A 20907-nucleotide genomic window follows, 5' to 3' on the forward strand; every position below is an offset into this window, starting at 1 on the left:
GCCTCACGGCTCCCCAGAGATAGGTACGTAACGTGGTTTACGCAGTTGTGCGCGCCGGTGGGCGGCAGGAGAAGGTAGAGGTCGGGACCATCGTAACGATGGACCGAATCAAGGCTGACAAGGACGGCAACGTCGAGCTGGCCGCAGTGCTCCTCGTCGATGGCGACAAGATCACCTCTGACTCGAAGTCTTTGGCCAAAGTCACCGTGACCGCCGAGGTCCTCAACGACCTCCGCGGCCCGAAGATCGTCATCCAGAAGTTCAAGAACAAGACCGGTTACAAGAAGCGTCAGGGGCACCGTCAGGAGCTCACTCGCGTTCAGGTCACCGGCATCGCCTAGGCCCGAGGAGCAGAACAAATGGCACACAAAAAAGGTGCGAGTTCCACTCGCAACGGTCGCGACTCCAACGCCCAGCGCCTCGGCGTGAAGCGCTTCGGTGGTCAGGTTGTCGGAGCGGGCGAGATCATCGTCCGCCAGCGCGGCACCCACTTCCACCCCGGCGTGAACGTCGGCCGCGGTGGCGACGACACGCTGTTCGCCCTCGAGGCCGGCTCGGTCGAGTTCGGCGCGAAGGGTGGCCGCAAGGTCGTCAACATCGTGGTGGCTGCCGCGTAGGCATCCACAATCTGTAAGCGTGAGGGCGGGCTTCGGCTCGCCCTCTGCTTGTTTTACGCCACCTGAAAGGGGCACCCCATGGCCACATTCGTTGACCAGGTCACGCTGCACCTGCGCGCGGGCAACGGCGGCAACGGCTGTGTGTCCGTCAAGCGGGAGAAGTTCAAGCCCCTGGCCGGCCCCGACGGCGGCAACGGCGGAAACGGCGGCGACATCGTGCTCGTCGCCGATCCCCAGGTGACCACGCTCCTCGGCTTCCACCGGTCCCCGCACCGCAGCTCCGTCAATGGCGGCCCCGGCATGGGCGACCACCGCGCCGGTTTCAGCAGCGAGATCATGGAACTCTCCGTACCCCTCGGCACCGTCGTCAAGGACGTCGACGGCAACGAACTCGCCGACATGACCGAACCGGGTTTCCGGATCGTCGTGGCCCCCGGCGGCCAGGGCGGGCTCGGCAACGCCGCACTCGCCTCCTCGAAGCGCAAGGCCCCCGGCTTCGCACTCCTCGGCACCTACGGCTGGGAAGGCGATGTCCAGCTCGAGCTCAAGACCGTCGCCGACGTCGCCTTCGTCGGTTACCCCTCCGCAGGCAAGTCCAGCCTGATCGCGGCCATGTCCGCCGCGAGGCCCAAGATCGCCGACTACCCCTTCACGACCCTGTTCCCGAACCTGGGCGTCGTCGACGCCGGAGAGGTGCGCTACACGGTGGCAGACGTTCCCGGCCTGATCGAGGGCGCGAGCGAGGGCAAGGGCCTCGGCCTCGAATTCCTGCGCCACGTCGAACGCTGCACAGCTCTCCTGCACATCCTCGACTGCGCGACCCTCGATCCCGACCGCGACCCGCTCAGCGACCTCGACGTGATCCTCGGAGAACTCGGCGCTTACCCGGTTCCGGAAGGCCAGAAACCCCTCCTCGACCGTCCCCAGCTGGTCGCGCTCAACAAGATCGACGTTCCAGAGGCCCGCGAACTCGCGGACTTCGTCAAGGCAGACCTCGAAGCCCGCGGCTACCGCGTCTTCGAGATCTCCACCGTCAGCCATGAGGGCCTCCGCCAGCTGAACTATGCCCTCGCCGAACTCGTCGAAGCGGGCCGCATCGAGTCCGCCGCAGCACTCGCGGCCAAGCCGCGCATCATCATCCGTCCCAAGGCCGTCGACGACAGCGGTTTCGTCGTCAAGGTCGAGGGCGGCTCGTTCGGCAACATCTACCGCATCATCGGCACCAAGCCCGAGCGCTGGGTGCAGCAGACCGACTTCACCAACGATGAGGCCGTCGGCTTCCTTGCCGACCGCCTGGCCAAGCTCGGCATCGAGAACGAACTCTTCAAAGCGGGAGCCGTCGCCGGCTCGACCGTGATCATCGGCGCAGGCAACGGTGTCGTCTTCGACTGGGAGCCCACTCTCACGTCGACGGCGGAGCTCATCACGGCCCCCCGCGGCACCGACACGCGCCTCGACGACTCGAAGCGCCGCACCAGCAGCGAGCGCCGGGAAGAGTACTTCGGCCGGATGGACGCCAAGGCGGCCGCCCGTGCCGAGCTCATCCGCGAGCGCGACGCCGGAATGTGGACCTCTGGCGAGGTCGAGTACAACGGCGAGAGCGCCCCAGCGGGCTCGGAAAGCAGCCAGGAAGACTCCGAGTGAGCGTCCTCGGGCGGGACGACATCAAGACGGCGGCACGCATCGTCGTGAAGGTCGGGTCATCCTCGATCAGCGGCGCGAATGTGTCGCAGATCTCCCCGCTCGTCGACGCCCTCGCCGACGCGCACGCCCGCGGCGCCGAGATCGTCCTGGTCTCCTCCGGTGCGATCGCGACCGGGATGCCGTACCTCAACCTCGAGGAACGGCCCACCGACCTCGCAACCCAGCAGGCCGCGGCCTCCGTCGGCCAGAACCTCCTGATCTTCCGCTACCAGGACAGTCTCCGTCGCTACTCGATCATCGCCGGGCAGGTGTTGCTCACCGCCGGCGACCTCGAGAACCGGTCACACCGGTCCAATGCGCGACGCGCGATGAACCGGCTGCTCGGGCTGCGGATCCTCCCGATCGTGAACGAGAACGACACCGTCGCCACCCACGAGATCCGCTTCGGCGACAACGACAGGCTCGCGGCCCTCGTCGCGACCCTGATCGGAGCCGACCTCCTCGTGCTGCTGAGCGACGTCGACGCCCTCTATACCCGCCCGCCGCATCTCCCAGGGGCGGAACGCATCCCGCACATCGCGGCAGGGGACCGGCTTCCCGGCGTGGAATTCGGCGCGAGCTCCTCCGGTGTCGGCACCGGTGGGGCCGGTACGAAGGTGTCAGCGGCCCGGATTGCAGCGGAAGCTGGAACGGCCGTGCTGGTCACCTCGACAGGGCTCGTCGCCCAGGCCCTGCGCGGCGATTACGTCGGCACCTGGTTCGAACCGACGCCCCGGCTCTAACCGGTCCGGTCCTGGCCCCGCGGGGGTGGGAAACGTGCCGTAAACTACCGGCATGCTGCAGTCACCCGTCGACTCCCTCCGGCTCACCCTGACCCTCGATTCGGCGCGCAGGGCCTCGATCGTCCTCGCGTCCACTCCGACGTCGCAGAAGAACAGGGCGCTCACCGCGATCGCGGACTCCCTGCGCAGGAACACGGCGGACATCCTCGCGGCGAACCGTGACGACCTCGCCGCCGGCGCCGCGAACGGACTCAGTACCGGTCTCCTCGACCGGCTCACCCTCGATGCGGCCCGCGTGGCCGGCCTCGCGGACGCCGTGCTCCAGATCGCGCTCCTGACCGACCCCGTCGGCGAGGTCGTCCGTGGCAGCAGCCTGCCCAACGGCGTGAAGATCAGCCAGGTGCGGGTGCCCTTCGGCGTCGTCGGCGTCATCTACGAGGCGCGGCCCAACGTGACCGTCGATATCGCGGCGCTCGCGCTCAAGAGCGGCAACGCCGTCGTCCTCCGCGGCGGATCCGCCGCCGAGAACACCAACCGGGTCCTGGTCGCCCTCCTCCAGTCGGCCGTCGACTCCGTCGGTCTGCCGGGGGACGTGGTGCAGACCATCGATCCCTTCGGGCGCGAGGGCGCGACCGAACTCATGCAGGCCCGCGGCCAGGTCGACGTGCTCATTCCGCGTGGAAGCGCCGGCCTGATCAATGCCGTCGTCACCCAGTCGAATGTCCCGGTCATCGAGACCGGTGCCGGCGTCGTGCACATTTTCCTCGACGAGAGCGCCAACCGGGACTGGGCCGTCGAGATCGTGCACAACTCGAAGGTGCAGCGCCCGAGCGTCTGCAACGCCGTCGAGACCCTCCTCGTCCACGAGGGCGCCGCGGACCGTCTGCTGCCTGCCGTCCTCAGTCGTCTCGCCGCCTCCGGGGTCACCATCCACGGCGACGCCCGCGTCCAGGCGCTCTTCCCGGACGCCGTCCCCGCCACCGAATTCGACTGGGAGACGGAATACATGAGCCTCGACCTCGCGGTCGCGGTCGTTCCCGGCCTCGATGGGGCGCTCGCGCACATCCGCCGTTATTCGACGGGCCACACCGAGTCGATCATCACCAACGACATCGTCAACTCCGAACGGTTCCTGAACGAAGTGGATTCCGCGGCCGTCATGGTCAATGCATCGACCCGGTTCACCGATGGCGGCGAATTCGGCTTCGGTGCCGAGGTGGGCATCTCCACCCAGAAACTGCATGCCCGAGGCCCGATGGGACTCCAGGAACTCACCAGCACGAAGTGGATCGTGCGCGGCAGCGGACAGGTGCGGGCCTAGTCCGAACGGCCCCACTAGAATGGTGCGGTACTGCACGTCACGCGTGCCGTCCCGCAGAAAAGGAGTGTATATGCCGACGTTCGTCTACGGCCTGATTGCCCTGGTCACCTTCGGCGCCCTCGGCGGGGTCGTCTGGTCCTACCGCGATGTCGCCAACCGCCACGCCGAAAAGGCCCGCGCATACGCCGCAGCCCACGGCCGAGTCGACGAGCACTAGGGACGCCGTCTCCGTGACTGAGCGCCGCCCCCGCATCGGCGTCATGGGCGGCACCTTCGATCCCATCCACCACGGCCACCTCGTCGCCGCGAGTGAGGTGGCGCAGAGCTTCCACCTCGACGAGGTCGTCTTCGTGCCGACCGGGCAGCCATGGCAGAAGAGCGACGTGACCGAAACCGAACACCGCTACCTGATGACCGTGATCGCGACGGCGTCGAACCCTCGCTTCACCGTGAGCCGCGTCGACATCGACAGGGTCGGCCCGACGTACACGATCGACACCCTGCGCGACCTGCACGCCCAGCGCCCGGACGCCGAACTGTTCTTCATCACAGGTGCCGACGCGATCCGCCAGATCCTGAGCTGGAAGGACGTCCAGGAACTCTGGGACCTCGCCCATTTCGTCGCTGTGAGTCGACCGGGACATGAGCTCACCATTTCGGGATTGCCGAACCAGGACGTAAGCTTGCTGGAAGTTCCGGCATTGTCGATATCGTCCACCGACTGCCGTGCACGCGTGAACCGGGGTTTCCCGGTCTGGTATCTGGTTCCCGACGGGGTCGTCCAGTACATCTCAAAGCATCATCTGTATCGGAGTGTGGCATGACGTTGGGTATCAACCCACCGCCACTGACGCGTCGTCAAGCGCGCGAGTTGGCAAACGGGCACGAGCCCGACGCGCCATCCGCTGCGCAAAAACACTCCCCGCACCACACTCAGCCCGCGCAACCGGTCACCCCTGCGGCCCCGTCAGCGGATGTCCCCACTGTCGAGCCCGAGTCCCTTCTGGTCCTGCCGTCAACCGGTGGACCCGCGGCCGAGTCCGGACCCGTCATCCTCGCTGAACTCGTTCCCGAGGCCGAAGCTGAAGCTGCAGCTGAAACTGAAACCGAAGCTGCAACCCCGGCGGCGCCCGAATCAGGCGCAACGACCGCCGCCGTCGAGACTCCCGGTGAAACCAGCGCCGGGACTGCCGCCGACGTTCCGGTCCGCGAGCACACCCTGACCCGGCGCGAACTCCGCGCCCTGCAAGCCGCCGAAGCGCCTCCGGCCGAGGATTCCCTGCTCGCGGCCGTCGCGACGCTCACCGCATCCCGACCCCTCACTACGCCAGCGGCCCCCGCCGAGGAGCAGGACGTTGTCCGCCCGCAGGGTCGCCCCGTCGAGCCGGAACCCATCGCCTTCATGGTCGACGTCGCGCCGAGCCCCCTCGGCGAGACCCGTCCCGGCTCCCTGCACCCTCCGGTCGGACACTGGTCGCTCGACCGCGGCGAAGAGAACGACCTGCTGCCCGGGTTCGAGACGCTCGCCCCGTTCGACCAGCTGGTGAACCAGGGCGTGAGCGCCGGCGGCATCCCCACCACGACGAACGCGCTGATCCTTCCCTCGATCCCGCACCAGGGCAACTCCTCTGGGCCGCTCACGAGTACCGGTGAAATCATGATCACGGGCTCGATCGACCTGCCACGCAGCCTCGGCGAAACCGGGGTGCACCCCAACGTCTACGACTCCTCCGAGATGGACCGCATGCTCGACCAGCTCGACGAGGGCGGCCACCGTAACGGGATCGTCCCGGTGAGCGCCAGTCGCGCCGTCAGCACCCACGCGTCGACCCGAGGCGTCATGGCCCCGCCGAAACAGCGCGGACTCACGCTTCCCACCGTTCTCACCGTCACCGTCGGCGTTCTCGCCGTGGGCGTGCTGGCCCTGTTCGCGGTCGGCTACTTCCTCCACATCTTCTAATGCCATTTCACTCGCTTTCACTAACACAGGGATTCATTCGATGACCGCTTCTGCCCACGCTCTCGAGCTCCTCAAGCTGGCCGCCGCCGCCGCAGACTCGAAAGCGGGGGAGGACCTCGTCGCCATCGACGTTTCCAGCCCTCTCCCACTGACCGACATCTTCCTCATCGTCACCGGCCGCTCCGAGCGCAACGTCGTCGCCATCGCTGGTGAGATCGAAGACCAGCTCACCGCAGCCGGTCACAAGCCGCTGCGCCGCGAAGGCCGCGCTGAGGGTCGCTGGGTGCTCGTCGACTTCGGCGACCTCGTCGTGCACGTCTTCCACGAGGAGGAGCGCGTGTACTATTCCCTCGAGCGACTCTGGAAGGACTGCCCCGTCATCCCGATCGAACTACCCGTCCACAAGGTCCAGGATTGACCGTGGTCACAACAGGCTTCCGCATGTAGTAGCCTAGAGAAGTTGTTTCGGGGGAAAACCTGAAACACAATCCGGGTCCGTGGCGCAGCTGGTAGCGCACCTGCATGGCATGCAGGGGGTCAGGGGTTCGAATCCCCTCGGATCCACCAAGACAGGAAAGGCCCCGACTTCGGTCGGGGCTTTTCCTGTTTCAGCGCCGCTTTCAGCGCCGCTTTTAGCACGATCTCAGCACGGAATATTCAGTCCCGGATATCCAGCACGGAGTGCGCTCCGCCGTCGGTGTCGATCGGGGCGAACCGGGGAATCGCCTGTCCGTCGAAGTTGACGGACTCCAGGAACATCGCCAGGGGACGCACCCACAACCCGGGATCGCCGTAAAGCGCCGTGTAGACGACCAGTTCCTCGTCCGTCTCTGAGTGCCGGGCGACGCCGATCACGTCGTACAGATTGCCCTTGTAGTGCCGGTATCGCCCGGGCGTTATTCCTGTCATGTTCGCTCCCGCTTTCCGCACCCAGTATCCGGCATAACCGCAGCGAGCGAGCGAACCAACGTTGCAGGGAACCGGAGTAGGTTAGCCTGCCCTAACTCCAGCTAGGCTGAGGGTGAGCGCTCCGCAGTCGGCGGGGAACCCGACGACGCCGAGGAGAACCTGCAATGAGAGTGTCCCGCCGGGTTGACGGATCGCCTGCGGCTGCGACACCTCCGTTGCCGAATCCCTGCGGCCTGGAGGCGCTGCCGATCGGGGTGCCTGCCCGCATCGTCGACGTGGGAGACCACGGTAAGGCCCCATACGCCGGTCGCCTCGGTGACCTCGGCTTCGTCGCCGGCGCCAGGATCGAGCTCCTCCGTCGGGCGCCGCTCGGAGACCCTGCCGTGTACCGGGTACGCGGCTACGACATCTGCCTCCGACTGGCGCAGGCCCGCGGCATCCGCGTGACGACGACGCTGTGACGGGCGCATCGAGCGGGCCGGACTGCCACGGAGGACCGACCGGCGGCACCGTCGTCACCGGCGCCCCGCGCACGGCGCTCGTCGGCAGCCCGAACGCCGGCAAGACGAGCATCTTCAACGCCCTCACAGGACTCCGGGCGAAGACCGGAAACTATCCTGGCGTCACCGTCGGCCGGTCCGTCGGCGTCTTCCGCTCCGGCGGCCAGGATTTCGTCGTCGAGGACCTGCCCGGCACCTATGGCCTCGAGCCGGTGAGTCCGGACGAGCAGATCGTCACCGACCTGCTCCAGGGCCGACTCACCGGGGTCGAATCGCCCGACGCCCTGGTCGTCGTGATCGACGCGACGACGGTCTGGCGGTCACTGCGACTCGTGTCGCAGGTGCTGCGCCTGCACCGACCGGTGTGCATCGCCGTGACCCTCACCGACGAACTCATCACCCGCGGCGGGCGCCTCGACATCCCCGGGCTCGAACGGGCCCTCGGCGTGCCGGTCGTTAGGGTGATCGGTAACCGGCGCATCGGCATCCCCGAACTCCGCACGAAAATCGCCGGCTGGCGGAGCTGGTCCGTGCCCGTGCTCGATCCCCCGACAGACCCGGCCGAGCTCGAGGCCTGGACCGAATCGATCCTCCTGACGAGCGAGTACCGCCCGGCGCAGCCCGACAAGACCACCCAGCGGATCGACGCGGTGCTGCTGCATCCGGTGTGGGGCACGGCGATTTTCATCGCGGTCATGGTCACCTTCTTCCAGATCATCTTCTCCTTCGCGGCACCCCTGCAGGGACTCGTTGAGACGTTCTTCGGCTGGCTCGCCGGACTGGTCGACGTCTTCGTGCCGGTGCCCTGGCTCGCGGGCCTGCTCGGTAACGCGATCATCGGCGGGGTGGGCGCCGTCGTCGTCTTCATCCCGCAGATCATGCTGATGTTCCTGCTGATCTCCCTGCTCGAGGGCGTCGGCTACATGTGCCGGGCGGCGTTCCTGATGGACCGCATCATGTCGAGGGCGGGGCTCGAGGGCCGGGCGTTCGTCGCGCTGATGAGTTCCTTCGCCTGCGCGGTCCCCGGGATCATGGCCACCCGCACGCTGCCGTCGGCAAAGGACCGCATCGCGACGATGATGGGCGCGCCCCTGATGACCTGCTCGGCACGGCTGCCGGTCTACATCCTCCTGATCGGGATGCTCGTCAGCCCGGAGTCCCGCATCGGTCCGCTGCAGACCCAGGGCGTCATCATGTTCTGCCTCTACTTTCTCGGGGCGGTGTCTGCCATGCTCGCGGCCTGGATCGTGAAGACCGTGCAGGACCGGAACGGCCTCCTGATGCCGTTCTACATGGAGATGCCGCCGTATCGCGTCCCGACGCTGCGTTCCATCTGCCTCCAGATGTGGGATTCGTCCCGGGCTTTCCTGCGCAAGTGCGGAACGATCGTCATGCTCACGACGATCGTGCTGTGGCTCCTCCTGAACTTCCCGCTGCACTCGACCGCAGAGCTGACGGCATCCGGTGTCGACGTCACGGACGAGGGCGCGGTGACGTCCTTCGTGATGGACCACAGTGCGGCGGCATCGATCGGCCGTGCCGTCGAACCGGTCTTCGCGCCGCTCGGCTTCGACTGGCGTGTCAACATCGGCGTCGTCGCCTCCCTCTCCGCGCGGGAGACCTTCGTGGCCACGCTTGGCCAGATCGCAGCAGCCGACGACCCGGACAACCCCTCCGCGGCACTCTCCGCCATGACGTACACGGACGGCGCCCATGCCGGCGACCGCGTCTTCACGGCCCCGACGATCGCCGCGCTTCTGGTCTTCTTCGTGTATGCGCTGCAGTGCATGTCCACGGTAAGCGTGATGAAGCGGGAGACCGGCACCTGGAAGTGGCCGGCCATCGCGTTCGGGTACATGTTCGTGCTGGCCTGGAGCTCGGCGTGGATCGTCCACGGCATCGTCGCACTCGCGACCGGGACGGCCTGAGATGATCCCGCTGCACCCGGAAGGCGTGGACGACCGCCCAGAGGCGATCCGCTGGGTGATGCCGCCCGGTTCGCTCGGATTCACCGGTGCCGTCCGATCGGCACCGGGTGACCTCGGTCGCCTGCTCGACACCGGCGTGCTCACCGGACTCACGGTCGGTGCCGGCTCCGTCACGACATGCCTGTCCGCGACCTGCAGCTGGGCCTCGGACGGTGCGGCGGTGCGGAGCGCGCTGCACGCCGCCCTCGAGAATCCAGCGGAGTGGGTTCCTGCCGTTGCGGGGACGCCCGGCACGCGCGACGCCGACCTCGCCGTGGCGGCCCGCACCGTGCTGGCCGGGCGGGTCGGCGACTTCATCCGCTCCCACGGCGGCGCTGTCGAGCTCGTTTCTGCACACGACGAGGTCGTCACGGTACGCCTGACCGGCTCCTGCAGCGGATGTCCCGCCGTCGGGTTCACCCTGCACGCCCGCGTCGAGCGCGCCCTGCGCGACCTCCACCCCGGACTTCGCTCGCTCGTGGCGGTTTGAATCGCTCGTCCTCCCTGTCGCCGGTGCGACTTTCGGCGATCCGTCGCCCCGGATTCATTCCGACCGCCGAATGAATCGGTTTTCGGCCGTGCCCGACTCGAACGCGCCCTATTGCGATTCGCCGCACCGGACCATGATGGTGAACGATTCTGCAGTCCAGAGGAGGTAGGGGCGATGGTCTTGTTCAGTGACCGGGTGGATGCCGGCCGGCAGCTTGCCGAGCGGCTCGAGTACCTGCGGGGTACCGACACGATCGTGCTCGGCCTGCCCAGGGGAGGGGTGCCCGTCGCTGCTGAGGTCGCGAGGGTTCTCGGCGCGCCGCTCGACGTCATCGTGGTCCGCAAACTCGGCGTTCCCTTCCAGCCGGAACTCGCGATGGGAGCGATCGGCGAGGACGGCGTCAGGGAACTCAACCCGGACATCCTCTCGATGGCCAGCATCAGCGCAGACGAGCTCGCGACGGTCGAACGCCACGAACGGGCCATTCTCGACGCCCGCGTCGCGGAACTGCGCACGGGCAGGGAACGGGGCGACGTGCGCGGTCACACCGTCGTCATCGTCGACGACGGCGTCGCGACGGGGGCGACGGCGCGCGCCGCCGGGGACGTCGCCCGGCTGCACGGCGCAACGCGGGTGATTCTGGCCGTTCCGGTGGCTTCGGCGGAAGCGCTGCTCGACCTGACGAGCTTCGACGAACTGGTCTGCGTGAACGTGCCGCGCCGCCTCGTCGCCGTCGGCAACCACTACATCGACTTCGCGGTCACGACCGACGACGAAGTGACCGCGCTGCTGGACGCCGCCGCCAGGCGGATCCGTTCCGGACGCCATGCCGACGGGTCCGGGCTCGACCGTGACGTGGAGATCCCGGTCGGCGCGGTCGTCCTCGAGGGACACCTGTACCTTCCTGAGAATGCCCCTGCGGTCGTCGTGTTCGCCCATGGTAGCGGAAGCAGCCGCCACAGCCCGCGCAACCAGTTCGTCGCCGACGTCCTGCACCGCGCCGGCCTCGGCACCTTGCTCCTCGACCTGCTCACGCCGGGGGAAGAATCCGACCGGGCCAACGTGTTCGACGTCGGGCTCCTCGCCGGGCGCCTGGCCGCGGCGACCGAGTGGCTCGTCGGTCGGCCGGACACCCGGTCCTGCCGAATCGGCTACTTCGGTGCGAGCACAGGCGCCGGCGCCGCGCTCTGGGCCGCTGCGGACGCCGACGAACGGCTCGCGGCCATCGTCAGCCGCGGCGGCCGTCCCGACCTCGCGGGGGACCGGCTCCCCGAGGTCACGGCCCCGACGCTCCTGATCGTCGGCGGCGCAGACCCGGGCGTGCTCGACCTCAATCGACGGGCCAGGACCCGGATGCGCTGTCGCAACCGGCTCGCGGTCGTCGAGGGTGCGACCCACCTCTTCGAGGAACCCGGAGCCCTGGCCACCGCGGCGAACCTCGCGTGCGACTGGTTCGGGTCCTACTTGTTGGCCGCGGCTGAGACCGGAGAAACCGGTGAGGTGGCCGGGCTGGTCGGCGTCGCGGAGGGTGACGACGCCACCGAGGTGCGCGCCCAACCGGAGTGGGACATCCAGTACTGACCTCCTCGCCCCTGATCCCGTTACCCGGAATTCGCCCCGGTCTTCCGGCGGCGGCGATAATGGTGCTGTGCCGAACCCCCGTGACCCCCGCGCCGATCCGGTCTCGCAACGCCCGGAACACTGCCCGTGCCTGAGCGGCGAGCGCTACTCGGCGTGCTGCGGCCCGCTGCACGCCGGGGTCAGTTCCGCACCGACGGCTGAGCGCCTGATGCGATCGCGCTACTCCGCCTTCGCCGTCGGTGACGTGGATTACCTGCTCGTCTCGTGGCATCCGAGCACCCGGCCCGCGCACTTCGAACTCGACGACACCCTCCGCTGGACACGTCTCGATATCGAACGCACCGAAAAGGGCGGACCATTCGACTCGACCGGTGTGGTCGAATTCACCGCATACTGCCGCCAGGGCGGTGTGCGGAGCGCCCAACATGAGGTGAGCCGCTTCACCCGCGTCGCCCAGCGCTGGTACTACGTCGACGCCGAGGTCTGACCCGAGCCCGTCCCATGCCTCGACCGGGCGCGGGAGGGCCGCGCACATGCCGCCAGGCCTCGTCCGCGTCCGGCACGACGACCTGCACCCCACTCTGGGAGCCCGGTGCCATATCGGTGATCCCGGTGCCGAATGCGATCGAGCACGCGGAAGCGGGCGGGGTCAGTTGCACGAAACGAAGCGTGTCGCTGACCTGGGAATCGTAGTCGGCATGGAACCCGACTTGATCGACGTAGAAGGATCTCGCCCGGTCGACATCGGTCACGGGAACAAGAATGAGCTCGATCTTCCGGTCCATGCATTCTCCATTCGTGGGGGCGTGCGACGCGACGTGGCGATGAACGACGGATGCTGACACGATAATGCGATCCGGGCGGAATACCAGCGTGGTTCCGGAGGTTCGGGTAGTGGATGCATTTGCATAGACATGTGCAGGGATGCGCGGCAGGACCAGACCCGGCAACACCACGACCGGCAACACCACGACCGGCAACAGAGGAGCATGGCATGGCACAGGAGCTTGAACTCGGACTCGACACCTTCGGAGACGTGACCTGGGATTCAGACGGCGCGCCCCTGCACCAGGCGCAGGTGCTCCGCAACGTCGTGGCGGAAGGGGTCCTCGCCGAGCAGGTCGGCCTCGACTTCTTCGGCATCGGGGAGCACCACCGCACGGACTTCGCGGTCTCGGCGCCCGAGGTCGTGCTTGCGGCGATCGCAGGGCGGACCACGCGCATCCGGCTCGGATCTGCAGTGACGGTGCTGAGTTCCGACGACCCGGTCAGGGTGTTCGAGCGCTTCGCGACCCTGGACGGCGTGTCGAACGGTCGCGCGGAGGTCATCCTCGGCCGTGGCTCCTTCACCGAATCCTTCCCGCTCTTCGGTCTCGACCTCGGTGACTACGAACGGCTCTTCGAAGAAAAACTCAACCTCTTCGCCGAACTCCTCAAGGAAGAACCGGTGACCTGGACGGGAGCGACCCGCGCGGGGCTCACCGACCAGAGCGTCTACCCGCCGACAGAGTCCGGGTCCATTCGCACCTGGATCGGTGTCGGCGGCAGCCCGCAGTCCGTTGTCCGCGCCGCCCATTACGGTCTCCCGCTCATGCTCGCGATCATCGGCGGCTCACCCCTCGCCTTCGCGCCCCTCGTCGAGCTCTACCATCGTGCCCTCGGCGAATTCAAGCGTCCGACCCAACCGATCGGTGAACACTCCCCGGGGTACGTCGCCGAAACGGATACGCAGGCGCGCGAGGAGATGTGGCCGCACTATGCCGCGATGCAGGAGCGCATCGGGCGGGAACGGGGTTGGGGTCCCGTGAGCCGCGACCAGTTCGAACACGATGCCGGACCGGACGGCGCCCTGTTCGTGGGCTCGCCGGAGACCGTAGCGGCCAAGATCGTCGCAACGGCGCAGGGCCTCGGCCTGTCGCGTTTCGATCTGAAGTACAGCCTCGGCACCCTCAGCCACGAGAAACTGATGTCGAGCATCGAGCTGTATGGCACCCGGGTGGCTCCGCTGGTGCGGGACGCGCTGGGTTGATCTTCCAGCTGGCGAGGTTCGTGACGCGGTAGCGTACAAGGGGTGCCGCCTGCCCGCTCGGGTGAGCGCATCCACCGGAAAACAGCAGAAGGAGTCCCTTGGAAACCTGGCCAGGCACCGCTTACCCCCTCGGAGCGACGTTCGACGGAACCGGAACGAATTTCGCCATCTTCAGCGAGGCGGCGGAACGCGTCGAACTGTGTCTCTTCGACGATGACGGCACCGAGACCCGGGTGGAGGTCATCGAGTCGAGTGCGTTCATCTGGCACTGCTATCTCCCGCTCGTGCAGCCGGGGCAGCGCTACGGCTACCGGGTGCACGGCGCCTATAACCCCGCAGCGGGACACCGTCTGAACGAGAACAAGCTCCTGCTCGACCCGTACGCCAAGGCCACCTCCGGGACGATCGACTGGGATCCGTCGCTTTTCTCCTACAATTTCGGCGACCCGGATTCCCGGAACGACGACGACTCTGCGTCGCACATGATGCTCGGTGTCGTGGTGAACCCGTTCTTCGACTGGCTCGGCGACCGCCCGCCGCGCACGCCGTACAGCGAATCGTTCATCTACGAGGCCCACGTGAAGGGCCTGACCGAGCTCATGGAGCTCGTCCCAGAGTCGCAGCGCGGCACATATGCGGGGGTCGCGCATCCCGCGGTCATCGACCACCTGCAGAAACTCGGAGTCACGGCTATCGAACTGATGCCGGTGCATCAGTTCGTCAATGACGGGACGCTCGAGGAGAAGGGGCTCCGCAACTACTGGGGCTACAACACGATCGGCTTCTTCGCCCCGCACAACGCGTACTCCTCAACGGGGGATCGCGGCCAGCAGGTGCAGGAGTTCAAGGGAATGGTGCGCAGCCTGCACGACGCCGGCATCGAGGTCATCCTCGACGTCGTGTACAACCACACCGCAGAGGGCAACCACCTCGGCCCGACCATCTCGTTCAAGGGCATCGACAACGAGGCGTACTACCGTCTGATGGACGACGACAAGCGGTACTACATGGACTACACGGGCACGGGAAACACCCTCAACGTGCGCCACCCCCATGTCCTCCAGCTCATCATGGATTCCCTGCGGTACTGGGCGATCGAGATGCACGTCGACGGCTTCCGGTTCGACCTGGCCTCTGCCCTGGCACGGGACCTCTACGACGTCGACAAGCTCTCCACTTTCTTCGAACTCGTCCAGCAGGATCCGATCGTGTCCCAGGTGAAGCTCATCGCCGAGCCGTGGGACGTCGGCCCCGGCGGATACCAGGTCGGCAACTTCCCCGCCCAGTGGACGGAATGGAACGGGAAGTACCGGGACACCGTCCGCGACTTCTGGCGGGGTGAGCCGTCGACCCTCGGTGAGTTCGCCTCGCGGATCACCGGCTCCGCGGATCTCTACGAGCACTCCGGGCGGCGTCCGGTGGCCTCGATCAACTTCGTCACGGCGCACGACGGCTTCACCCTCTCCGACGTCGTCTCCTACAACGAGAAGCACAACGACGCCAACGGCGAGGGCAACAACGACGGTGAGTCGCACAACCGTTCCTGGAATTCCGGTGCGGAGGGTCCGACGGACGACGCGGAAGTCCTCGCCCTGCGCGCCAGGCAGCACCGCAACTTCCTGACCACACTCCTCCTGTCCCAGGGCGTGCCGATGCTCCTGCACGGCGACGAGCTCGGCCGCACCCAGCAGGGCAACAACAACACCTACGCCCAGGACTCCGAGCTCAGCTGGATCCACTGGGACACGGCAGACCAGCCGCTCATCGAATTCACCGCCGCGATCTCCCGGCTGCGCAAGGACCACCCCACCTTCCGCCGCAGCCGCTTCTTCGACGGACATCCCAACGTACGCGCCGCCGCCGAAGACACCCTGAGCGACATCGTCTGGCTGAACAGCGACGGCGAGGAGATGCGCACGGAGGACTGGGACGAGGGCAGGGCAGGCACGGTCGCCATGTACCTCAACGGCGACGGCATCCGTGAACGCGACTATCGCGGCCAGCCCGTCGTCGACGTCAACTTCCTCGTGTGCTTCAACACGGACGCCGAGGACGTCGAATTCCGGCTGCCCCCTGCGATCTACGCTCCGCAGTGGGAGATTGTGGTCGACACGGCCGGCGAAGGCGCCGACGCGATCCCGCGCCCGGCCGGCGCGATCCAGACCGTCAGGTCCCGGTCCGTCGTGGTGCTGCGTGCCTACCAGGCGCCCGAGGTCGCGCCGGACCATTCCGTCGCCGCCTCCCTGGCCGGCCTCGCCGGAACGCCGACGGCGCTCGCGCTCAACCCGGACCACCCGGTCGAACCATGAGGATCCCACACTCGACCTACCGGTTGCAGATCACGGCGGCCTTCGACCTCGCCGCCGCTGAAGGGATCCTCGACTACGTCGTCGGCCTCGGCGCGGACTGGATCTACCTCTCGCCGCTTCTCACCTCCGCCGACGGCTCCAACCACGGTTACGACGTCGTCGACCACGCGGCCATCGATCCCGTCTGGGGCGGGCCGGAGGGGCTCCGTCTGCTCGCGGCAGCGGTGGCGGATGCCGGGCGCGGCATCCTCGTGGATATCGTGCCCAATCACATGGGCGTCGACGACCCGCACCGCAACGCCTGGTGGTGGGACCTGCTCCGATTCGGGCAGGACTCCCGTTATGCGGAGGCGTTCGACGTCGACTGGGCGGCGGGCGACGGAAAGATCCTGCTGCCGGCCCTCGGCGACGACACCCCGGGAGAGGGCAGCGAACTCGACCGGCTCGAGATCGTCGGCGACGAGCTGCACTACTACGACCACCGGTTCCCGATCCTCCCCGGCACGGCCGACGACGGCGCCGATGCCCGGACCGTGCACTCGAGGCAGCACTACACGCTGGTCAACTGGCGCCGTGCCGACCGGGAACTCAACTACCGGCGCTTCTTCGCCGTGAACAGCCTTGCGGGCATCCGCGTCGAGGTTCCCTGGGTCTTCGACGAGTCGCATCGCGAGATCGTGGGCTGGGTGCGGGACGGCCTCGTGCAGGGCATCAGGATCGACCACCCCGACGGCCTCGCCGACCCGGGCGGTTACCTCGACCGGTTGCGCCACGCGACTGACGGAACGTACGTGCTCGTCGAGAAGATCCTCGAGGGCGACGAGACTCTGCCAACGAGCTGGTCGACCAGGGGCACGACGGGCTACGACGCCCTCGCCGACGTCGACCGGATCTTCGTCGACCCGGCGGGACAGGCTGCCCTCGACGCGCTCGAGAAACGCCTGCAGGACGATTCCCCGGAACCGGGGGAGAACGGCCGCCCTCAGACCTGGGCCGAGCTCGTCTCCGAGCGGAAACGCGGCATCGCCGACGGCATCCTGGGCTCAGAGGTGCGCAGGATCGCGCGCCTCATCCCCGGGATCCCCGTGACGGAGGCGGTCGACGCCCTCGCAGAGCTGCTCGCCGCCATGCCGGTGTACCGCTCCTACCTTCCGCTCGGCTTCGAGCTGCTCGACGAGGCCGCACGGCGCGCATCCGCCCGCAGGCCGGACCTCGCCGGAAAGATCGGCCGGCTGCTGGCCGTGCTGGCCGACCCGCGGACCCCCGCCGCGGTCCGGTTCCAGCAGACCTCCGGCATGGTGATGGCCAAGGGCGTCGAGGACACCGCGTACTACCGCTACAGCCGGCTCACCTCGCTCAACGAGGTCGGAGCAGACCCCTCGGAATTCTCCATTGATGCGGAGACCTTCCACGCGCGACAGCAGTCCAGGGCGGCGACCTTCCCTGACTCGATGACGACGCTCTCCACCCACGACACGAAACGGGGAGAGGACGTCCGCGCCCGCATCACCGTCATCGCCGAGATCCCCGCGGAGTGGGAGGCGACCCTGGACACGCTCCGCACGAACGTGCCACTCGGCGACGGCCCGCTCGAGAACCTGCTCTGGCAAGCGGTCGTCGGGTCCTGGCCGGCCAGCCGCGAACGCCTGGGCGCCTACGCGCTCAAGGCCGCCCGCGAATCCGGAACGTCGACGACCTGGAACGCCCCGGACACCGTCTTCGAGGCGAAGCTCGAGACCCTGGTCGCCGCGGCCTTCGACGACCCCACCGTCACAACCGCCCTCACCGACTTCGTGGAACGGGTGCGGCAGGCGGGCTGGAGCAACTCCCTCTCGGCCAAGCTCGTGCAGCTCACCATGCCGGGAGCACCGGACGTCTACCAGGGCAGCGAACTTTGGGAGACCTCCCTCGTCGACCCGGACAACCGGCGCCCCGTCGACTACACCGTCCGTCGCGGCATCCTCGCCCGCATCGACGACGGATGGCTGCCGCCCGTCGACGAGACCGGCGCCGCGAAGCTGCTCGTCACGAGCCGCGCGCTGCGCCAGCGCCGCGACGCCCCCGAACGGTTCTTCCGCCACGCAGCAGTTCCGGCATACGGCGCCGCCGCTGCACACCTGCTCGCCTTCGACCGCGGCGACGCCGTCACGGTCGTCACCCGGCTTCCGCTCGGCCTCGCAGCACAGGGTGGCTGGCGGGACACCACGATCGTGCTCGCCGGTATCCCGGTGACCGACGTCCTCACCGGGGAACGGTTCGCCGGCGGTACCCTCCTCGTGCGCGACCTGCTGCGCCGCTACCCGGTCGCCCTCCTCGTGCCGGATCGGGGCACGGACCAGGGAACCGAATCACCGATCGTCACCGAGAAGGACGACTGATGAGCTCAGCAGAGCCCACCAACGAGGCCTGGGACGTCGAGGTCTGGGCGCCGCACGCGCAGGCGGTCGACCTGTTCCTGCGCAACACCGCCCCCGGCTCTGCCGGGGAACCGGTCACCCGGTCCATGGCCCGGGCGGAGGGCGGCTGGTGGCGCCTGCGGATGTCCGACGGCCGGGCAGAGCCTCGCGACTACGGATTCGTGATCGACGGCGCAGGCCCGTTCCCCGACCCGCGTTCCCGCCGCCAGCCCGACGGCGTGCATGCCCTGTCCCGCACCTTCGACCCCGGCACGCATGCCTGGCAGGACTCGCGCTGGACCGGCCGCCAGCTCGCGGGCGGAACGATCTATGAGCTGCATCTGGGTACCTTCACCCCGGAGGGCACCCTCGATGCCGCGGCCGCACGCCTCGGCCATCTGGTGTCCCTCGGGATCGACTTCGTCGAGCTCCTGCCGGTCAACGCCTTCAACGGAACCCACAACTGGGGCTACGACGGCGTTCTCTGGTACGCCGTGCACGAGGGCTACGGGGGACCCGCCGCCTACCAGCGCTTCGTCGACGCCTGCCACCAGGCCGGCATCGGAGTGATCCAGGACGTCGTCTACAACCATCTCGGGCCGAGTGGGAACTACCTGCCGGAATTCGGGCCGTACCTCAGTGAGGCGGCCGGGAACACCTGGGGTTCCTCGCTGAACCTCGACGGACCGGACTCCGATCCGGTCAGGCGGCACATCATCGACAACGCATTGATGTGGCTCGATGAGTACCACGTCGACGGGCTGCGCCTCGACGCGGTGCACGCCCTCCGCGACGATCGGGCAACCCACCTGCTCGAGGAAATGGCCGGGGAGGTAGCCGCGCTCAGTGCCTTCGCCGGTCGCCCGCTGACCCTGATCGCCGAGTCCGACCTCAACGATCCTCGCCTGATGGCCCCGGCGGAGGCCGGAGGCTACGGCCTCGACGCACAGTGGAGCGACGACTTTCACCATGCCGTGCACGTCGCCCTGACCGGGGAGACCACCGGCTACTACGCAGACTTCGCCCCGCTCAGCGCACTCGCCAAGGTCCTCACCCACGGCTACTTCCACGACGGCACGTTCTCGAGCTTCCGCGGCCGCAGGCACGGCCGTCCGATCGATAGGCAACGGATGCCGGCGTGGCGCCTCGTCGTCGGTAGCCAGAACCATGACCAGATCGGAAACCGCGCCACCGGCGATCGCCTGACCGGCACGCTCGACGCCGGCCAGCTCGCCATCGCCGCGACCCTGACCCTCCTCGGCCCCTTCACCCCGATGCTCTTCATGGGGGAGGAATGGGGTGCGACCACGCCGTGGCAGTTCTTCACCTCGCACCCGGAGCCGGAACTCGGCGCTGCGACCGCGACCGGGCGGATCAGCGAATTCACACGGATGGGCTGGGATCCCGCACTCGTGCCGGACCCGCAGGATCCGGCGACGTTCACGAGGTCCCGGCTCGACTGGGACGAATCCGAGCGTCCAGGCCCCGCACGGCTGCTCGGCCTCTATCGACGGCTCGCAGAACTGCGCCGCGAGGTGCCGGACTTCACCGAACCGCGCCTCGACCGGGTCGGCGTCGAGTACGACCCCGCGGGGTCCTGGCTGCGCCTGGTCCGTGGTTCCGCGGAGATCCTGGTGAACTTCGCAGCGGATGCCCGGCGCATGCCTGCCGGGACCGGCCCCGAGCTGCTCGACTTCGGGACGGACGGGCCTGCGCTGCTCTCCCGTGCGGACGACGGGTCCGTCGTGCTGGCGCCGCACTCCGTGCTCGTCCTCGCCGAGGCGGCCTCGTGAGCGGTCAGCGAGGCTTCCTGTCCGCGGAGACCGGAACGGCCCTTGCCGCACTCGCGGCCCTCGATGCCGCAGCGGACCCGCTCGACCGCGTGCGCGGCATCCGCCGGCTGCTGCTCGCCCTCGACGCCGACCCGGCGACCCTCACCGCGGTGCGGGACGCCCTCGCCGGCGGTACGGGCTGGGAGGCCATCGCGGCGGCGGCGGGGCTGAAACCACCGGCGGCCAGGTGGCGGTGGAGCGGTTCGGACTCCGAGATCGCCGCCCGCCTCGAGGCAGGCCGGAAGAGATCGGCCCGTCCGAGTTCCGTGCCGACCGAACTGCCCGGATACTCGGTCGCGGAGGCGGCGACGAGGCTCGGTCTCACCGTCCAGGCCGTCTATCTCCGGGTGAGCCGGGGTAAACTGGCCAGCCAGACCATCGAGCTGCCGGACGGCCGCTCGTACAAACGGGTCTTCCTCGACGCAGCGGACGACGTGCCAAGCCCGCCGGTCGCGTTCGGCCCGGCCGGCCAGACCACGTGAACCGGATCGGGCGGATGCCCGCAGCTTCAGACCCACACACACGTGCCGAAACCACAGGCGTGCCGAAACCACAGGGATGACGGAGTAC

Annotated in this window: 20 protein-coding genes, 1 tRNA gene and 1 pseudogene; 20 read left to right on the forward strand and 2 right to left on the reverse strand. The window is 68.1% G+C overall.

The features are described from left to right. Positions 1-32: 32 nt before the first annotated feature. The 10 genes from rplU (at position 33) to RCH22_RS05435 (ending at position 6891) form a co-directional block, all read left to right on the forward strand. Positions 33-341: a 50S ribosomal protein L21 gene (rplU, locus tag RCH22_RS05390; protein ID WP_134447928.1), complete on the forward strand. Its 309-nt coding sequence runs from the start codon at positions 33-35 to the stop codon at positions 339-341. A gap of 18 nt (positions 342-359) precedes the next feature. After that, positions 360-617 carry a 50S ribosomal protein L27 gene (gene rpmA / locus RCH22_RS05395; protein ID WP_066595878.1) on the forward strand — a complete coding sequence of 86 codons (258 nt, stop codon included), beginning with the start codon at positions 360-362 and terminating at the stop codon, positions 615-617. 78 nt (positions 618-695) lie between these two features. Beyond that, complete coding sequence (obgE, locus tag RCH22_RS05400; RefSeq protein ID WP_134447930.1) at positions 696-2261, forward strand: GTPase ObgE; 1566 nt, start codon at positions 696-698, stop codon at positions 2259-2261. After that, on the forward strand, positions 2258-3043 hold the full coding sequence (proB, locus tag RCH22_RS05405) for a glutamate 5-kinase (protein ID WP_327013071.1): 786 nt from the start codon (positions 2258-2260) through the stop codon (positions 3041-3043). The genes obgE and proB overlap by 4 nt, the downstream gene beginning before the upstream one ends. Positions 3044-3095: 52 nt before the next feature. Beyond that, positions 3096-4364 (forward strand): glutamate-5-semialdehyde dehydrogenase, encoded by a 1269-nt coding sequence (locus tag RCH22_RS05410; protein ID WP_327013072.1) that lies wholly within the window; start codon positions 3096-3098, stop codon positions 4362-4364. Positions 4365-4434: 70 nt separating this feature from the next. Beyond that, positions 4435-4581, forward strand: a complete 147-nt coding sequence (locus RCH22_RS05415; RefSeq protein WP_241975425.1) for a hypothetical protein — start codon at positions 4435-4437, stop codon at positions 4579-4581. A gap of 13 nt (positions 4582-4594) precedes the next feature. Then, complete coding sequence (gene nadD, locus RCH22_RS05420; RefSeq protein ID WP_255454114.1) at positions 4595-5188, forward strand: nicotinate-nucleotide adenylyltransferase; 594 nt, start codon at positions 4595-4597, stop codon at positions 5186-5188. A 47-nt stretch (positions 5189-5235) separates the two neighbouring features. Then, positions 5236-6324 carry a hypothetical protein gene (locus tag RCH22_RS05425; RefSeq protein ID WP_327013073.1) on the forward strand — a complete coding sequence of 363 codons (1089 nt, stop codon included), beginning with the start codon at positions 5236-5238 and terminating at the stop codon, positions 6322-6324. A 40-nt stretch (positions 6325-6364) separates the two neighbouring features. Further along, positions 6365-6742 (forward strand): ribosome silencing factor, encoded by a 378-nt coding sequence (gene rsfS, locus RCH22_RS05430; protein ID WP_134447942.1) that lies wholly within the window; start codon positions 6365-6367, stop codon positions 6740-6742. Positions 6743-6815: 73 nt separating this feature from the next. Further along, positions 6816-6891, forward strand: a tRNA-Ala gene (locus tag RCH22_RS05435). Positions 6892-6981: 90 nt separating this feature from the next. Here RCH22_RS05435 and RCH22_RS05440 read toward each other — a convergent pair. After that, complete coding sequence (locus RCH22_RS05440) at positions 6982-7233, reverse strand: DUF1653 domain-containing protein (RefSeq protein ID WP_327013074.1); 252 nt, start codon at positions 7231-7233, stop codon at positions 6982-6984. A 164-nt stretch (positions 7234-7397) separates the two neighbouring features. Between RCH22_RS05440 and RCH22_RS05445 the strand changes: the two genes are divergently transcribed. From RCH22_RS05445 to RCH22_RS05465, 5 genes are all read left to right on the forward strand, one after another. Further along, positions 7398-7694 (forward strand): FeoA family protein, encoded by a 297-nt coding sequence (locus RCH22_RS05445; RefSeq protein WP_327013075.1) that lies wholly within the window; start codon positions 7398-7400, stop codon positions 7692-7694. Next, on the forward strand, positions 7691-9661 hold the full coding sequence (locus RCH22_RS05450; RefSeq protein ID WP_327013076.1) for a ferrous iron transporter B: 1971 nt from the start codon (positions 7691-7693) through the stop codon (positions 9659-9661). The genes RCH22_RS05445 and RCH22_RS05450 overlap by 4 nt, the downstream gene beginning before the upstream one ends. A gap of 1 nt (position 9662) precedes the next feature. After that, on the forward strand, positions 9663-10190 hold the full coding sequence (locus RCH22_RS05455) for a NifU family protein (protein ID WP_327013077.1): 528 nt from the start codon (positions 9663-9665) through the stop codon (positions 10188-10190). A gap of 174 nt (positions 10191-10364) precedes the next feature. Next, the gene (locus RCH22_RS05460; protein WP_327013078.1) at positions 10365-11771 is read left to right on the forward strand and encodes a phosphoribosyltransferase family protein; all 1407 of its coding nucleotides are present in this window, start codon (positions 10365-10367) and stop codon (positions 11769-11771) included. A 67-nt stretch (positions 11772-11838) separates the two neighbouring features. Continuing rightward, a complete protein-coding gene (locus RCH22_RS05465; protein WP_327013079.1) occupies positions 11839-12258 on the forward strand; it encodes a YchJ family protein in 420 nt (139 codons plus the stop codon). A 40-nt stretch (positions 12259-12298) separates the two neighbouring features. Here RCH22_RS05465 and RCH22_RS05470 read toward each other — a convergent pair. Next, positions 12299-12556, reverse strand: a pseudogene (locus tag RCH22_RS05470) (glyoxalase); the annotation flags it as partial. A 209-nt stretch (positions 12557-12765) separates the two neighbouring features. On the opposite strand from RCH22_RS05470, the gene RCH22_RS05475 reads away from it, so the two are divergent. The 5 genes from RCH22_RS05475 to RCH22_RS05495 all read left to right on the forward strand — a co-directional run bounded on the left by RCH22_RS05475 (position 12766) and on the right by RCH22_RS05495 (position 20819). After that, positions 12766-13800 carry an LLM class flavin-dependent oxidoreductase gene (locus RCH22_RS05475; RefSeq protein ID WP_327013080.1) on the forward strand — a complete coding sequence of 345 codons (1035 nt, stop codon included), beginning with the start codon at positions 12766-12768 and terminating at the stop codon, positions 13798-13800. 98 nt (positions 13801-13898) lie between these two features. Beyond that, positions 13899-16109: a glycogen debranching protein GlgX gene (glgX, locus tag RCH22_RS05480; RefSeq protein WP_327013081.1), complete on the forward strand. Its 2211-nt coding sequence runs from the start codon at positions 13899-13901 to the stop codon at positions 16107-16109. Then, positions 16106-18487 (forward strand): malto-oligosyltrehalose synthase, encoded by a 2382-nt coding sequence (treY, locus tag RCH22_RS05485; RefSeq protein ID WP_327013082.1) that lies wholly within the window; start codon positions 16106-16108, stop codon positions 18485-18487. Before glgX ends, treY begins: the two co-directional genes overlap by 4 nt. Next, positions 18487-20298, forward strand: a complete 1812-nt coding sequence (gene treZ, locus RCH22_RS05490) for a malto-oligosyltrehalose trehalohydrolase (protein WP_327013083.1) — start codon at positions 18487-18489, stop codon at positions 20296-20298. Before treY ends, treZ begins: the two co-directional genes overlap by 1 nt. After that, the gene (locus RCH22_RS05495; RefSeq protein ID WP_327013084.1) at positions 20295-20819 is read left to right on the forward strand and encodes a hypothetical protein; all 525 of its coding nucleotides are present in this window, start codon (positions 20295-20297) and stop codon (positions 20817-20819) included. Before treZ ends, RCH22_RS05495 begins: the two co-directional genes overlap by 4 nt. Positions 20820-20907: the final 88 nt, after the last annotated feature.

It is taken from the genome of Cryobacterium sp. GrIS_2_6, from assembly GCF_035984545.1.
Taxonomy (GTDB): domain Bacteria; phylum Actinomycetota; class Actinomycetes; order Actinomycetales; family Microbacteriaceae; genus Cryobacterium.